The organism is Alishewanella sp. BS5-314, assembly GCF_025377695.1.
GTDB lineage: Bacteria > Pseudomonadota > Gammaproteobacteria > Enterobacterales > Alteromonadaceae > Alishewanella > Alishewanella aestuarii.
Window position 1 is genome coordinate 373,678 of sequence record NZ_JACEHJ010000001.1, and the last position, 15,129, is coordinate 388,806.

At 52.2% G+C, this 15,129-nt stretch carries 14 protein-coding genes; 5 read left to right on the forward strand and 9 right to left on the reverse strand.

What is annotated here, in order from left to right; genetic code table 11:
• Positions 1-11: 11 nt before the first annotated feature.
• Positions 12-1,709 carry a TIGR03545 family protein gene (locus H1D31_RS01730; RefSeq protein WP_261255422.1) on the forward strand — a complete coding sequence of 566 codons (1,698 nt, stop codon included), beginning with the start codon at positions 12-14 and terminating at the stop codon, positions 1,707-1,709.
• A gap of 69 nt (positions 1,710-1,778) precedes the next feature.
• On the opposite strand, the gene H1D31_RS01735 is transcribed toward H1D31_RS01730, so the two are convergent.
• Positions 1,779-2,648, reverse strand: coding sequence for a hypothetical protein (locus tag H1D31_RS01735; RefSeq protein ID WP_261255424.1), 870 nt, complete (start codon positions 2,646-2,648; stop codon positions 1,779-1,781).
• A 320-nt stretch (positions 2,649-2,968) separates the two neighbouring features.
• Here H1D31_RS01735 and H1D31_RS01740 point away from each other — a divergent pair, with 320 nt between their 5' ends.
• The 4 genes from H1D31_RS01740 (at position 2,969) to H1D31_RS01755 (ending at position 6,399) form a co-directional block, all read left to right on the forward strand.
• Complete coding sequence (locus tag H1D31_RS01740) at positions 2,969-3,622, forward strand: hypothetical protein (RefSeq protein ID WP_261255426.1); 654 nt, start codon at positions 2,969-2,971, stop codon at positions 3,620-3,622.
• A 68-nt stretch (positions 3,623-3,690) separates the two neighbouring features.
• Positions 3,691-4,659, forward strand: coding sequence for a serine hydrolase domain-containing protein (locus H1D31_RS01745; RefSeq protein WP_261255428.1), 969 nt, complete (start codon positions 3,691-3,693; stop codon positions 4,657-4,659).
• Positions 4,656-5,714, forward strand: coding sequence for a sensor histidine kinase (locus H1D31_RS01750; RefSeq protein ID WP_261255430.1), 1,059 nt, complete (start codon positions 4,656-4,658; stop codon positions 5,712-5,714). Before H1D31_RS01745 ends, H1D31_RS01750 begins: the two co-directional genes overlap by 4 nt.
• Positions 5,695-6,399, forward strand: coding sequence for a LytR/AlgR family response regulator transcription factor (locus tag H1D31_RS01755; RefSeq protein WP_261255432.1), 705 nt, complete (start codon positions 5,695-5,697; stop codon positions 6,397-6,399). Before H1D31_RS01750 ends, H1D31_RS01755 begins: the two co-directional genes overlap by 20 nt.
• A 140-nt stretch (positions 6,400-6,539) precedes the next feature.
• Here H1D31_RS01755 and H1D31_RS01760 read toward each other — a convergent pair whose 3' ends face one another.
• The 8 genes from H1D31_RS01760 to H1D31_RS01795 form a co-directional block, all read right to left on the reverse strand.
• Entirely contained in the window at positions 6,540-6,932 is a 393-nt protein-coding gene (locus H1D31_RS01760; protein WP_261255434.1) for a hypothetical protein, read from the reverse strand.
• A 75-nt stretch (positions 6,933-7,007) separates the two neighbouring features.
• Positions 7,008-7,379 carry a ribonuclease E inhibitor RraB gene (gene rraB / locus H1D31_RS01765; RefSeq protein ID WP_008609175.1) on the reverse strand — a complete coding sequence of 124 codons (372 nt, stop codon included), beginning with the start codon at positions 7,377-7,379 and terminating at the stop codon, positions 7,008-7,010.
• A gap of 6 nt (positions 7,380-7,385) precedes the next feature.
• On the reverse strand, positions 7,386-8,129 hold the full coding sequence (locus H1D31_RS01770; protein WP_057788840.1) for a 1-acylglycerol-3-phosphate O-acyltransferase: 744 nt from the start codon (positions 8,127-8,129) through the stop codon (positions 7,386-7,388).
• Positions 8,130-8,176: 47 nt separating this feature from the next.
• Positions 8,177-10,456, reverse strand: coding sequence for a DNA topoisomerase IV subunit A (parC, locus tag H1D31_RS01775; RefSeq protein WP_261255442.1), 2,280 nt, complete (start codon positions 10,454-10,456; stop codon positions 8,177-8,179).
• Entirely contained in the window at positions 10,456-11,874 is a 1,419-nt protein-coding gene (locus H1D31_RS01780) for a tetratricopeptide repeat protein (RefSeq protein ID WP_261255444.1), read from the reverse strand. The genes parC and H1D31_RS01780 overlap by 1 nt, the downstream gene beginning before the upstream one ends.
• Before the next feature lie 14 nt (positions 11,875-11,888).
• Positions 11,889-13,781, reverse strand: coding sequence for a DNA topoisomerase IV subunit B (gene parE / locus H1D31_RS01785; protein WP_261255446.1), 1,893 nt, complete (start codon positions 13,779-13,781; stop codon positions 11,889-11,891).
• 21 nt (positions 13,782-13,802) lie between these two features.
• A complete protein-coding gene (locus H1D31_RS01790; protein ID WP_261255449.1) occupies positions 13,803-14,369 on the reverse strand; it encodes a YqiA/YcfP family alpha/beta fold hydrolase in 567 nt (188 codons plus the stop codon).
• A 1-nt stretch (position 14,370) separates the two neighbouring features.
• A complete protein-coding gene (locus H1D31_RS01795; RefSeq protein ID WP_261255450.1) occupies positions 14,371-15,129 on the reverse strand; it encodes a metallophosphoesterase family protein in 759 nt (252 codons plus the stop codon).

Consider the following 15,129-nt stretch of genomic DNA (forward strand, 5'->3'; position numbering starts at 1 on the left):
AGGATCGGTTAATGAAAAAATTACTCTGGTTAATTCCGGTGAGTCTGCTCACCTTGCTGCTGGTGGCCTATTTGCTGGCCAACAGTATTATTAAAAGCATCTTAATCAGTGAGCTGGAGCAGATCACCGGCGCCGAAGTGAATGTCGACAGTGTATCGCTGCGCCTGTTACCGGTATCGTTGCAGCTTGATGGCGTACAGCTTACCGATCCGGCAAAGCCAGATTTTAATAGCATCAGCTTTGCCAAAGCCTATGCCCGAGTCGACCCCTGGCCGGCCTTAAAAGGTTACTATATCGTTGAAGAGCTAGAAGTACTGGAGCTGGAATACGGCAGTCAAAGAACCCGGCCCGGCAAGGTATACCGGGTACCGCCGGCCAATGATAATGCGCTGGATTTAGCCTCTTTACTGCAAGTCGAGATCCCGACCGCTGATGCCATTCTGGCCAGAGCCAATCTACAGACGCTGCAGCAGGGCGAACAGTTACAACAGCTGGCCGCGCAGCAGCGCCAAAAAATGACCACCTTGCGCCAGCAACTACCAACACCGGAACAGCTGGCTGAGTTCCAAAGCAGCATTAAGGCGCTAACCGACAGCCGTATCAGCGACGCGGCAGATCTGGCCGCCAAAACCCAGCAATTAACCAGCCTGCAGCAACAATTACGCACTGAACGCGACAAGCTGCGCGAGTTGCAACAAAGCCTGACCGAAAGCCGCGATAGCCTGAGCGCTGCCGTTAAAGCCGTACGCACTGCTGCCGAGCAGGACTGGCAACAACTGCAGCAGCTGGCGAATATTCAGCAAGGCGGCCTGGCACCGATTTTCCAGATCCTGCTGGGCGATGTCTGGGCGCGTGAAATCCAGAAACTGGAAGCACTCTATCAATTAGCCAAACCCTATTTGCAGCAGGACGGCGAACCGGCCCCGGCAAAACCGCTGGATCCGAATCAGCCCTTTCCGGATTTCTGGGTTAAAGAAGCGCGCATTCAGGTGTTACTGGCTGGCACCGAGAGCCTGCTAACCATGCAGGACATTACTACCCAACATCAACTGATCAATAACGTGGCAACCCGCTTTAAACTGAATGTCGCGGGCCTGCCCAGACTGGATAAGCTGCAACTTAATGGCGATTTTGCCATTCTGGAGCAGATGATCACTAACCTAAGCTGGCAGCTCGAAGGCATGGCCCTGGAAAATCTGACATTGGGCCGCGAGCAAAATGCGCTGACACTGCTGGCGGGCTTATTTAGTGCCAATGGCTCACTGAAACTGACCGATGATCAGCTAAAACAGCAGGCCAAAGTGCTGTTAAAAAATGCCCGCTTTGACCAAACCGGCAACCGCTATCTGGACCAGCTCGTCACCTTACTGAACCGCCAGGGACAGATCCCGTTGGATGTGCTGGCAGAAGGCTTGATCTCCAATCCGCAAGTGACAATCCGCTCCTCACTGGATCGGATGTTGGGTGATGCATTGCTGGGCGAAGCCAAACAAAAAATCGCGCAGCTACAAACCCAGCTGCGTACCGAATTGGATAACCGCCTGACGCAGCAACTGGGACCACAGCAAGAGTGGTTAAACCTGTTGCAGCAACAAGAAACCGATAGCAAAGCCATGGAAGCCAAACTGGAAGAACTGCTAAATGCCAAAATTGGTAATCTGCAGGATCAGTTGCGTAACCGGCTGCGTGACCGGCTGGGTGGTGGTTAAAAGTGCAGGCGCCGCCGCATTAATCAGGCGGCGCTTTTTACGAATATAGCCCTATCTAGAGTCAGACTGTTATTCGCCTTGCTGCTTGATTATAAATCGAGCGTTACCTGGCGGTCTTGGTTGAAAACGTCTTAGCTTAAAACTGCCTGGTTGAACCAAGTTGCCTTGTAGCTCTGAAAATAGGTAACCGTTTATCATGCTAGCGCTGTTGCGATGCAGCAGCACTTTATTAGCAAAAACATTATGCGATGTGCGAATAAATAAGATATTTCCAGCCTCATTAATTTTCCCGGCTTCAAAGAAGGCTTCGTCGGTATAAGCAGTTCCTGTAACATAACGGATAAAACGGGAGCGTCCTGTTTTATTAAACTCCAGAAATACCAGATCCCGCTTTTCATCCTGCTCAAGAATACCCAGCCAGGGGCCATAATGGCCATATTGAGCCTCATCAGTACGAACATTATGTTCAAAGGACTGTTTATAAAAGGCGATATGCTGTTCGGTAAAACGTTTTACTGTAGATTCTCCGGCTTGCTTTAATAGCAAATAACTATTACTGGACAATGCCTTCCCTTCTTGATGGGTCGTAATGTCTAACACCCGCAGACCTTGATCGAATTGCGGAGTAATAATTAAGCGGATTCTTGAATCCGACCAGTTGGGATTCACAACGTCCAAGATACATTCTGAAGCTGAGCATTGCAGTTGCTCTTCAGAAAACTCCACTACAGAACCGGAAGTAAAAGCATCAACAATGCTGAACCGTACCAGCGCATGCGGAGGCTGTTCGTTGATTTGCAACTGCTCAAACAGCCACCCTTGAGCATTAACGCCCTCATATAAACCCACGCCCGGGCGAAACTCCGTATTCTGCGCCAGACTTACTTTTGACATCACAGCCAACAGCCCGCACAGGCTGATAAAACGAAGCAGTTGCATCCTTTCTCCTAATTAGTTTCGCTGTATAACATCGCACGATCTCGCTGTTTAGCCTCTATGTAAAAATTAGCAGGCCAGTCAAACCGCCGAATGAAACCAGATGCGTTTACATCTTCCACGCAGAGGTTCGATTCTAGGCGATGTTATAACTTAGATGAAACCAGTAACACTGATATTTTCCAAAACTTTTCCCGTTGTTACTCGCCTTTCCTCTTGCTCTGTGACCAATAATCCGGCTCAGCGACCAGTTATCATAAAATACCCCAGGCGGACAAATGGCGGCATTATGCTGTAAGCTGGAATAACACGGAGGACATGCGATGAAAAAAATTTTACTGAGCAGCAGCCTGTTACTGGCCAGCTTTGGTAGCCTGGCTGATGATTACAGCGGTCACTGGCGCGGTGTACTTGAGCTGGCTCCCGGCGTTGGTATTGTGTTGGGAGTAAACCTTAGCTCAGCAGAGCAGGGTTATCAGCTAGAGTTATTAAGCCCAAATCAACACTCGCAGCCAATTCTGCCCAGCAGCATGACGCTGGAGGGCACGCACCTGAAATTTGCCGCTGATTCATTACGTGCCAGCTTTGATGGCCGCTTTGCCGGCAAAACCCTGGAAGGGGTCTTTACCCAGGGCCGAGCAATGCCCATTACGCTCACCCGGCTGAGTAAAACTGATCTGCAGCGTTTGGAACATGAGCAGCAGTGGGCGGGCGATCTGGCACTGAGTAATAACGCCAGCTTGCCGCTGGTGTTAAATGTCGCCGTGATTGCCGGCGGTTATCATGTGACCCTGGATAGTCCGAAACAACAGAGTTATGGGATTCCTGTCGACCAGTTTAGCGTCAGCGATAGCCAGCTTAATTTCAGCGCTAAAATGATCAGCGCCAGCTATCAGGGGCAATGGCAACAAGATCAGTGGCAGGGTACCTTTATTCAGGGCCGGGCCATGCCGCTTAATTTAAAAAAAAAGCCCTGACACCCACTGAGCCACTGACGTTACAACAGTTACCCGGCTGGCTGAAACAGGAGTTTGGCCAGCACGGCGTGGCTATCGCGCTGGTGCACGGGCAGCAGGTGCAGTATCAACTGCATGGCCTGACCGACACCCAACCACAAGCCGCTAGTCAAGCAGTGGACCGGCAGACCTTATTTGAAATTGGCTCGATAACCAAACCCCTGACCGCGCTGGCAGTGTTAAGCCTGGTGCAACAAGGGCGCTGGCAACTCGACCGGTCGCTGGCACAGCAGTTTGCCCGCCCGGAACTGGCTAAACATCAGTATAGTCTTGCCGACTTACTGACTCATCGCAGTGGTTTGCCAAGACTGCCGGCTAATTTACCACTGGAGGATTTACGTAACCCCTATGCCAGTTACCACGATAATCAGCTGCGTGCCGCGCTAACCACAACCGACTTTACTGAGCGCCAGTTTGGCTACTCCAACTATGGCTATGGTCTGCTGGGTTGGCTGTTGGCGACTGAGTTAAAGCAGCCCTATGCTGAGCTGATGCAGCAGCGTGTATTCCAGCCACTGGCGATGCCAACGGCCAACGTACAACTTTCTCTGCCAGAGCACACCGGCACAACCGCAACGTGGCCTAAACTGGCCCGTGGTTATGCCATTAATGGTGAACAGGTCGCTAACTGGCAGTTTGATAGCCTGGCCGGTGCCGGCGCGGTCATCGCCAGCATTGAAGATATGGCGGGCATGCTTAAGCACATCTTCGCTACGGCCAACACCGACCCGCTACTGCAGTTATGGCTGACACCACTGCCACTGAGCGATCAACCGGCGATGACACCAGGCTGGATGCTTACCTCCAAGGGTTGGCACTGGCATGCTGGTCAAACCGCTGGCTTTAGCAGCCTGGTGGTATTCGAACCGACACAGCAAAAGGGGCTGGTGATCCTGACTAATATTGCGCTTCCCGTTACCGAACAGGGCATGGCATTATTTGCCGACTGGCTGGCTAAGTCCGCTACAACCCTTTTACCACAGGATAAACAACCATGACGTTAAGCCGGTCAGCGAGTTATGTGCTACTACAATGCAGTGGCTGGGGGCTGCTATACGCTCTGCTGAGCCTGCTGATCTATAACAGACCGGTGTTTGTTGCTACCGAACTGCTGTACGGTGCGGTGCTGGTCGGCAGTACCGGCCTGGGTTCACATCTGTTGCGTAGCCTTTACCGGCGCAAACTGCAGCAGGCTGGCGTAGTGCGCCAGGCCACCAGCTTACTAATTGGCAGTATTGTGGTTGCCGCCGTAGCGACCTTCCTGCTACTGCTGGTATTTTTTCTGTTAAGTCTTACCCAATACAGCTTTCCTGTCCCTGCCGCACAACGCTGGTTTGTCATTAAACATATCTTCAGCGGTAACTTTTTAAATATGCTGCTGGCGATGTCGCTCTGGTCAGCGCTCTATTTCGCCATCACTAAGGTACGACAGCTGCGGCAAACCACCGCCTTACTGCAAGCTACCCAACTCGATGCCTTACTCAATCAGCTACAACCGCATTTTCTGTTTAATGCGCTAAATAATATCCGTGCGCTGATCCTGGAAGATCCGGAAAAAGCCCGCGACATGTTGAGTATCCTGGCGGATATGTTGCGCTACAACCTGGACCCACGAGCTGGTGTTAAAGTGCCCCTGGCGCAGGAGCTGGAAGTGGTGCAGCATTATCTGGCGCTGTGTTCTATTCAGTTTGAGCAACGTTTGCGCTATCAACAGCAGATCCCGGATGCCTGTCTGGCTCTGGCCGTACCCAGGTTATTGCTGCAACTCTGTGTAGAGAATGCGATTAAACATGGCATTAGCCAGCTACCGGCCGGGGGTTGCATTGCGATCAGCGCCCGGATTACCGATAATCAGTTATGTTTAACGGTTAGCAATGACGGCCAACTTCAACCAGGTACTGCCGGCACAGGCGTAGGACTGACCAATATCCGGCAGCGGCTTGACCTGTTATATCAGGGCCGTGCCAGCTTACAGCTGACACAGCAACAGCATCAGGTGCTGACTGAGATTTGTCTGCCCATGGAGTCGCTCGATGAAAGTACTGCTGGTTGACGATAGCCGCTTAGCCCGGCTGGAGCTGAAAAATCAGTTAAAACACTGCCCACAGATTGAGCTTGTTGGCGAAGCGGCCGATGTTAGCCAGGCATTACAACAGATCGCAGACACTAGCCCGGATTTATTGCTACTGGATATTGATATGCCCGGGGCAGACGGCTTTCAGCTGCTAGAGCAACTGGCGGAGCAGAGTAAGCTGCCGCATGTGATCTTTGTCACCGCCTTTGACCAATACGCACTCAAATCCTTTGAATACCACGCTACTGACTATCTGCTAAAACCTGTTACCCTACCCCGCTTACAGGCGGCGCTGGCAAAGGTGCCAGCACCCAGCCAACGCCCGCAGATGACATTGCAAAGCCAGGTTTTTCTAAAAGACGGTGACCGCTGCTATTTTGTCACGCTGGCCGATATTTACGCCTTTGAGGCGCAAGGCAACTACACGAGGGTGCACTTTGCCGCCGGTAAACCGATGATTTACCGCAACCTGAGCGCGCTGGAGCAAAAATTGCCCGCTGAGACCTTCTTTCGCGCTAACCGCAGCTGGATTATTAACACCCAATATATCCGGCAGATCGAACCGACTATCAGTGGTGGTTTTGACGTGAGTCTAAGTGCCGAACTGAGAGTAGAAATTTCCCGCCGTCAGGCCAGCACTTTTAAACAGGGTTGGAGTTTGTGATATCTAAAAAAACCGGCTCCAGGACAGAATAGCCGAAAAGCCAGTGTCGCGGTCGCTTAGCGGACTATCGGCGAGACTGCTGCCAGACCAGTGATGTTCGATCCCCGGTTTTGGGTTTAAGTGATATTACAGTTGTTAAGCTATACTCGGGAAAATACACTTTTCCGGTGCAGTCGCCCGCCACAATATGGGCAAGCCAGGGCAGTTGTCAGGATAGTTCTGCCACACTGAGTACAGTTACATTTTTCACGGGTATCAACCTTACCATCGGCTTTGCCATCCATCAGATCGACTTTATCAACGTACTTGCGTAGCTCTGACTCGGTCAGTCCGGTATGTTCCTTTAACAGTGTCCACATTGCCATGGTGACCAACTTCAGCTGCTCATGACGCTGTTCCAATTCCCTTAAGCGGGCGGCTGAGGAATCAATTTTGTTGTCCTGGTATTTATTCTTTTCCAGGTTATTAGCGAGAGAAGCATTCAGCTGACCGATTTGACGATGTTGGAACATGTTCCAAATAAAATCGAGCATAACTCATCCTTGTCTTTGAGTTGACAACTGCGCCGCTGCCATTAATGCAGCGGCTTTAGTCGGTAGCAGATGGGATTACTCCTCGTCGTCTTCGTCCCACTCTTCGTCTTCATCGCCTTCAAAGTAGGTGCCCCAGCCGTCATATTCGACCTGATGCTTTTTCGCCAACGCTTCCAGCTTGATCGCATCAGCAGTAATACTGGCCGCTTCCAGTGATTGCTCACGGATGGCATCAAATACCCAGGCACTGCCGCCGTCTTCAAATTCCACTTCTTCAGCGTCAGTTACTTCATAGCCCAGCTTAAATAATTCAACAGCCAGCTTTTCCAGTTTATTAAAATCCTGGTCATAAAAGTGATGCTCAATGGTGTACATCGCATCCGGGTCGCTACCATCTTCTAATAGGGCAGCGATGGTTTCTTCAGTAAATTCTTGCCAGTTTTCCATGGGTTATTACTCTGATTGCGGTTGTTGCTGCGAAGTGTAGTCGTTACCCAGCTCGGCATCAAGGGCGCTGATCTGCGCCGCCATCTGGTTGCGCAGATCTTTGGCGAACTGACGGATATTCTGCTCTTTGCTCAATTCTACCGGCGCCTGCATCTGGATAATCACCTTACCATTATTCCAGCGATTAAGCTTAAACTGCTGATGGGTGCTACTCATACAGACCGGTACCAGCGGGACTTTAGCTTCCAGCGCGATATGAAAGGCGCCCATCTTAAAGGGAAGTAAACCCCGGCCATAGCTGCGGGTGCCTTCCGGGAACATCCACACCGAGATCTTTTGATTCGAAATCCGCTCTGCCGCCGCCAGCATAGTGCTTAGCGCCTTAGTTTTATCATCTCGGTCAATCAGGAAATTGCCACTTAGCCAATACAGCTGGCCAAAAAACGGAATATATTTCAGGCTTTTTTTACCAATGGTTACGGTACGGGGCAGCACTGAACCACTTAAGGTAAAGAGATCGAGATTATTCTGATGGTTGGCGACAAACACATAGGGTTCACCGGCCAGGATCGCCGGATCGCGGCGGATTTCCACCTCAATACCGAGGATGCGGGACACACTGCCATACCAGAGGCTAAACCAATACACATTGTTGGGATGGAACGGGCGCAGCAAACAGATTAGTAAGCCCGCCACAGTACTGACAATAAAAAACAGCGCTAACAGCAGTAAACGAACAACGGCAACCAAAACAGGCCCCTTGCAAGGTCAAAGAATAACAAGGGGCCTAGTATAACTTATTGCTCGACGTCTCTGGTTTGATCACTGCTACTGTTGACGATCACTTCATCAATCCGCTGCAAACCGCGAGGCAGTTTATTACCACGCCGGCCACGCTCGCCCTGATAATGCACCAGATCGTCCATTTTCAGGCTGAGTTTACGCTTACCCGCCACCAGCGTGACACTGCCGGTTGCCGGCACTACCGCCAGCTGGGTAACATATTCTTCGCGGCTGGCGGCACGAGCCGACGGAATCGACATCAGCTTATTGCCCTTACCCTTACTGAGTTTCGGTAACTCTTTTACCGGGAACAACAGCATCCGCCCTTCGTTAGAGATACACAGCAGCAAATCATGCTCCGGATCGCCAACAATCACCGGCGGCAACACCTTAGCACCAACCGGTAAACTCAACAGCGCCTTACCGGCTTTATTGCGACTGAGTAAATCACTGTATTCGGCGACAAAACCATAGCCAGCATCCGAAGCCAGCAGCAGGCTTTGTTTCTCATCACCCAGCAGCACATGCTCAATACTCTCACCGGCGACAATGGTAAAGCGACCGCTTAACGGCTCGCCCTGACCGCGTGCTGACGGCAACTCATGGGCTTCAGTGGCAAAGCTGCGACCGGAAGAGTCCAAAAATACCGCTTGCTGGTTAGAGCGGCCTTTAGCCAGCGCTTTAAAGGCATCACCGGCTTTATAACTTAACGCATTGCCATCCACATCATGGCCTTTGGCACAGCGTACCCAACCTTTTTCCGACAGTACCACTGTCACCGCTTCGCTGGGCAGCAGCTCTTTCTCGGTTAAGGCTTTGGCTTCTTCGCGTTGTACTATCGGGCTGCGGCGTTCATCGCCATATTTTTCAGCATCAGCCAGCAGTTCATCCCGGATCAGTTTGGTCAGCTTTTTCTCGGAGCCTAAAATCGCCTGCAGTTTGTCCCGCTCTTTACTCAGCTCATCCTGCTCACCGCGGATCTTCATCTCTTCCAGCTTGGCCAGATGCCGCAGTTTTAATTCCAGAATGGCTTCGGCCTGACGTTCAGTAATGCCGAAAAAGGCGACCAGCTCAGGTTTGGGTTCATCAAAGGTGCGGATAATCCGGATCACGTCGTCAATATTCAGAAAGGCAATTAATAAACCTTCTAATACGTGCAAGCGATCCAATACCTTATCCAGCCGGTATTGCAGGCGCCGGCGCACCGTATCGCGGCGGAAAGTCAGCCATTCGCCAAGGATTTCCACCAGATTGCGGACTTTGGGCCGGTGATCCAGACCAAGGATATTCAGGTTAACCCGGTAGCTTTTCTCCAGATCAGTGGTAGCAAACAGATGCTGCATTAATTGCTCAACATCAATCCGGTTTGAGCGCGGCACAATCACGATGCGGGTCGGGTTTTCATGATCCGACTCATCACGTAAATCCGATACCATCGGCAGCTTTTTCGCCTGCATCTGCGCAGCGATCTGCTCCAGCACCTTGGAGCCCGAGGTCTGGTGCGGCAGCGCTGTGATCACAATATCGCCGTCTTCCTGCTGATACAGGGCGCGCATCTTAATACTGCCACGGCCGGTCTGATACACGGCTGCGATATCGTCGGCTGACGAAATGATTTCCGCATCAGTCGGATAATCCGGACCTTTCACATACTGCAGCAAGTCGGTCACACTGGCCTGTGGGTTATCCAGCAGCGCAGCGCAGGCATTGGCCACTTCGCGGGCATTATGCGGCGGAATATCGGTTGCCATGCCCACGGCAATACCGGTGGTGCCATTAAGTAAGATATGCGGTAAGCGTGATGGCAGCACCTTAGGTTCGTCCATGGTGCCGTCAAAATTCGGGATCCAGTCAGTCGTGCCTGAGCCCAGCTCCGATAACAGCACTTCACTAAAGCGCGACAGCTTAGCCTCGGTATAACGCATCGCCGCGAACGACTTAGGATCGTCCGGCGCCCCCCAGTTACCCTGACCATCCACCAATGGATAGCGGTATGAAAACGGCTGCGCCATTAACACCATGGCTTCGTAACAGGCCGAGTCACCATGCGGGTGATATTTACCCAGCACGTCACCGACAGTACGGGCCGATTTCTTATATTTTGCCAGATGCGATAAGCCCAGCTCTGACATGGCATAAATAATCCGGCGCTGTACCGGCTTTAAGCCATCACCGATATGTGGCAGGGCCCGGTCCATAATGACGTACATCGAATAGTTCAGATAGGCGTCTTCGGTAAAACGCCGCAGCGGTAACTGTTCCGTACCGTCAGCGGCAATCAGGGTTTCTGTCATCACTCTTCCTGTTTAGTCTGTTGGAGCCCGCTGCGCTGGCCCCGAGCTTTACTCAGTTTGGCAAGCATCACCAGTGCCAGCAGTAACGCGATAATTCCTACTGCGATACCCAGCCACATCCATTGGATCTGCCGGGCCTGCTCACTGTCGGCCAAGCGCAACGCTTTCACCTGCAGCTCCTGCTCCAGCAGCGTTTGCCGGGCCACTTCGCGCTCAGCTTCAAAGCCCATGCGGATCTTGGCTAATTCAATTTCATTTTCTTTGTCACGAAATTGCTGAAATCCTTGCACAAAATTCAGCAAATTCTGATAAGCCCGCTCGTACTGCCCCTGCTCGGCCAGTAATTCTGCTTTTAATAACCTAAGTGCCAGCAGCATATTGCTATCTTTATTTTCATCCAGCTGCTGCATCCGTTCTTCAGCCAGTTGTAACTGTTGCAGTGCCAGGGAATTTTGTTGCAATTGCTGATAAATTAACGCTTTTTCGTAGTAATGGCCGGCGAGATAGTAATCTGACTGGATAACATTCAGATACTGCTCCGCTTTTTCCATATAATCCAGCGCCAGCTGCGGCCGGTTCATTTCGTTGTTGGTGATCGCCAGACCGCTGTAAGCATAATACAGGCTCAGTAAGTCCTGTTCTTGCTCAGCCGATTTCAGCATCCGATCAAAGCTTTGCAGAGCCAGTTCATAATTCTGCAAGTGGCTGTAATTGCGGGCCAGATTATACAATACTGTCACCTGATTACGTTGCCAGCCCAACTCATCGTAGAGTGCCAGCGCCCGCTCCAGAAAGCCCAATGCCTCCTGCTCAAATGCCAGCGAGGAATACATCAACCCCAGTTGTGCATTCACATCAGCCAGCAATTCTTTATCCTGCAGCTGTTCCGCCTCCTGATAAGCCAGCTTTAGGGCCTGCAACGCTTGCTGATCGCGGTCCTGCAGCGAATCGACAGCGGCAATATTCACCACGCCGCGCAGCCTTAGCTTGGCATCACCCAGCGCTGTTGCCACTGCCATCCCCTGTTGATACCAGCTTAAGGCTTCATTTAGCGCCAGCTGCATTTCACGGGCATAGCCCAGCTCGTACAACAGTTCAGCTTTGAGTAAACTTTTTTCTTCACCCAGTAATTCCAGCCCATGCCGGGCCGCATCCTGCTGTTCCGGGTAACGTCCCTGATGACTCAGTGCCGCAGCTCTGATATTCAACCAGTGCGCCTGTTGCTTGGGCGTCAGGCGGTAAAACTCGCCCTGTTGTTGCTCCAGCTGCTGTAACACCTGATCCGGTGCCCGATGTTTTAACTCTGTCAGATGCTGTAGCCAATCCGGTATCTCAGCGGCATACCCAGGGCTAAGCAGCGACAGCACGCTGCACAGCAGCAGGCAGAAGGTCAGTGGCAATCTTATCCAGGCCCTCATAGTACTCCCTGTGCTCAGGCAATAATTGCCCGATCTCCTTTTTGTTCCAGCCAGTCCTTACGGTCATGGGCACGTTTTTTTGCCAGCAGCATATCCATCAGCTCCAGCGTTTGCGGCGCATCATCGATCGTCAGCCGCACCAGGCGCCGGGTATTCGGATCCATGGTGGTTTCACGTAGCTGTAACGGGTTCATTTCACCCAGACCTTTAAAACGTTGCACATTGACCTTGCCACGTTTCTTCTCGGCTTCAATCCGATCCAGAATACCGTTCTTCTCTTCCTCATCCAGCGCATAGTAAACATCTTTACCAATATCGATCCGGTACAACGGCGGCATGGCAACAAACACATGGCCCTGTTCCACCAGATGACGGAAGTGCCGCACAAAGAGCGCACAAAGTAAGGTTGCGATATGCAGACCATCAGAGTCAGCGTCAGCCAGGATACACACCTTGCCATAACGCAGCGCCGACAGATCCTCAGAGTCCGGATCAATACCAATAGCCACCGAGATATCATGCACTTCCTGCGAGGCCAGAATTTGCGAGGACTCGACTTCCCAGGTATTAAGGATTTTGCCGCGTAGTGGCATCACTGCCTGAAATTCACGGTCGCGCGCCTGCTTGGCAGAACCACCGGCAGAGTCCCCTTCAACTAAAAACAGTTCGGTACGGGCTAAGTCCTGGGCCGCACAATCGGCCAGCTTGCCGGGCAGCGCCGGGCCAGAAGTGACTTTCTTACGCACGACTTTTTTTGCCGCTTTCAGGCGGCGCTGTGCGTTGTTAATACAGAAATCGGCCAGCGCCAGTGCAATATCGGTATGCTCGTTCAGCCACAGGCTAAAAGCATCTTTCACAATGCCGCTGACAAAGGCCGCCGACTGCCTGGATGACAAGCGTTCTTTGGTCTGACCGGCAAATTGCGGATCCTGCATTTTCAGCGACAGCACATAAGCACAGCGATCCCATAAGTCTTCCGGTGACAGTTTAATGCCACGTGGTAACAGATTACGGAACTCGCAGAATTCACGCATCGCTTCTAACAAGCCCTGACGCAGGCCATTGACATGAGTACCACCCTGCGCCGTTGGGATCAGGTTAACATAGCTTTCGGTGATCAGTTCACCGCCTTCGGGTAGCCACAGCAGTGCCCACTCTACGGCTTCGGTGCTGGCGGCAAACTGACCCACAAAGGGTTGCTCAGGCAAAGCCTGATACTGTTGCACCGCTTCGGCCAGATAATCGCGGATCCCGGCCTGATAACACCATTGGTATTGTTGCTGGTTAACTTTGTCGTCAAATTTAACCGTAAGGCCGGGGCATAGCACGGCCTTAGCCTTCAGCACATGCAATAAGCGACTGACGGAAAATTTAGGCGAATCAAAATAGGACGGTGTGGGCCAGAACCGCACCCGGGTACCGGTATTGCGTTTGCCCACGGTACCGGTTATCGCCAGCTCAGAGACTTTGTGACCATCCGCAAAGGCCATCTCATAAACATTACCATCGCGACGGATGCTGACTTCAACCCGGCTGGACAGCGCATTGACCACCGAGATCCCGACGCCGTGTAAGCCACCGGAGAATTGATAGTTCTTATTGGAGAATTTACCACCGGCGTGCAGCCGGCACATAATCAGCTCGACGCCGCTGACCCCTTCCTCCGGGTGAATATCCACCGGCATACCACGGCCGTTATCAATGACTTCGATCGACTGGTCATCGTGCAGGATCACCTGCACCAGATCAGCATGCCCTGCCAGGGCTTCATCGACACTGTTATCGATAACCTCCTGCGCCAGATGGTTTGGCCGGGTCGTATCGGTATACATGCCGGGACGGCGTTGTACCGGCTCTAAACCGGTTAACACCTCAATGGATTCGGCGTTATAGAGTTGTTCAGTCATATTGTTGTAGTTGCTTCCTGTTTACGGCTGTTGCAAACAAAATTCTGCGATCTGTGCCAGATATTGCTGATAGCCAACAAAGCTATGATCACCGCCTTCGACCAGCTCAAAACGGGCGCCCTGATAATACTTAAGAGCCTGCCGGTAATCTAACACCTCATCGCCGCTTTGCAAAAGGACAAAATACTGCTCTGGCCGCTTTAACGTCAAGGGCATCAGACTGGCCAGCTGACTCATATGCTCAGTGCGCACCTGATAGCGTTGTTGTAATACCGGGTGCTGATACTCACCAATGTAATCTGCCAGCACCTTATGCGGAGCCACTGCCGGATTAATCAAACAAGCGCGGCAGCCATACTGCTCGGCCAGCACTGTCGCCAGGAAGCCACCGAGCGAGCTGCCGATAATGGCGGCTGGCGGCGCGGTGATCTCTTGTTGTAGCGTCGCCATGGCTTCGGCGGGCGTATAGGGTAAATCCAGCGCCCTTAGCTGTACCCCTGGCAGCGCGGCAAAATAGTCGTGTGTCAGACGGGCTTTTTCCGATTGGCTGGAACTGGCAAAACCATGTAAATAATAAAGTCGCTGCACACTAAAGCCTCTTAAACTGCCAACTGACGATACCTTTTGCGGCAAATTGCCACTCACACCACTGTGGCCCCTGAGCCACGGTCTGCCAGTCGGGCGTGGTTAAAAATTGTACTGAGGTCGCCGGACAACCGACCAACTGAATACCGTCCTGCAACCGTTGATAGGCCAGATGGGCATGACCATGGCTTAGCCCCCGCACCCGCCTTTCAGCCAACAGCAGCTGCCAGAACTGTTGCTGTTCAGTCAGGCCATAACGGTCGATAAAACACGCCAGCGGCTGCGGATGATGATGCATAAACAGCCAGAAATGACTGGCGGTGCTGGCCGAAAAGTGCTGTTGTAAGGATTGCTGCTTATTGCTATCGAAGCTACCGGCCGGTGTGGCACCGGTGCTGTCCAACAACCACAACTGCCAATCGGCCAACTCTAATACGCTGGCGGCATGAAAAGGCGGCTGCTGTTGCAGCTCAGCCAGTAGCACCGGGTCGTCATGATTACCCGGTACAAAAAATACCGGGCAGCGCAATGGCGCCAGTAACTGCGCCAGCAGTTGGTAGCTGGCGCGGCTGTGGTCCTGGGTTAGATCGCCGGTCAATAGTACCGCATCAGGCGGTGACTGCAGCAGTTGTTCTACAATCTGCTGTAAATGTAATGCCGGCTGACAGCCCTGATACCAGCCGTCGGCACTGGCCAGTAAATGGCAATCGGTCAGCTGCACCAAACGGTAGCTGGCTTGCGCGGGAAACAGATAAGACTTCAT

Coding starts and splice junctions, on each gene's coding strand:
- parC (WP_261255442.1), bottom strand. CDS start 10,456: ATGACAGAAACCCTGATTGCCGCTGACGGTACGGAACAGTTACCGCTG.
- H1D31_RS01760 (WP_261255434.1), bottom strand. CDS start 6,932: ATGCTCGATTTTATTTGGAACATGTTCCAACATCGTCAAATCGGTCAG.
- H1D31_RS01750 (WP_261255430.1), top strand. CDS start 4,656: ATGACGTTAAGCCGGTCAGCGAGTTATGTGCTACTACAATGCAGTGGC.
- H1D31_RS01735 (WP_261255424.1), bottom strand. CDS start 2,648: ATGCAACTGCTTCGTTTTATCAGCCTGTGCGGGCTGTTGGCTGTGATG.
- rraB (WP_008609175.1), bottom strand. CDS start 7,379: ATGGAAAACTGGCAAGAATTTACTGAAGAAACCATCGCTGCCCTATTA.
- H1D31_RS01740 (WP_261255426.1), top strand. CDS start 2,969: ATGAAAAAAATTTTACTGAGCAGCAGCCTGTTACTGGCCAGCTTTGGT.
- H1D31_RS01730 (WP_261255422.1), top strand. CDS start 12: ATGAAAAAATTACTCTGGTTAATTCCGGTGAGTCTGCTCACCTTGCTG.
- H1D31_RS01795 (WP_261255450.1), bottom strand. CDS start 15,129: ATGAAGTCTTATCTGTTTCCCGCGCAAGCCAGCTACCGTTTGGTGCAG.
- H1D31_RS01780 (WP_261255444.1), bottom strand. CDS start 11,874: ATGAGGGCCTGGATAAGATTGCCACTGACCTTCTGCCTGCTGCTGTGC.
- parE (WP_261255446.1), bottom strand. CDS start 13,781: ATGACTGAACAACTCTATAACGCCGAATCCATTGAGGTGTTAACCGGT.
- H1D31_RS01755 (WP_261255432.1), top strand. CDS start 5,695: ATGAAAGTACTGCTGGTTGACGATAGCCGCTTAGCCCGGCTGGAGCTG.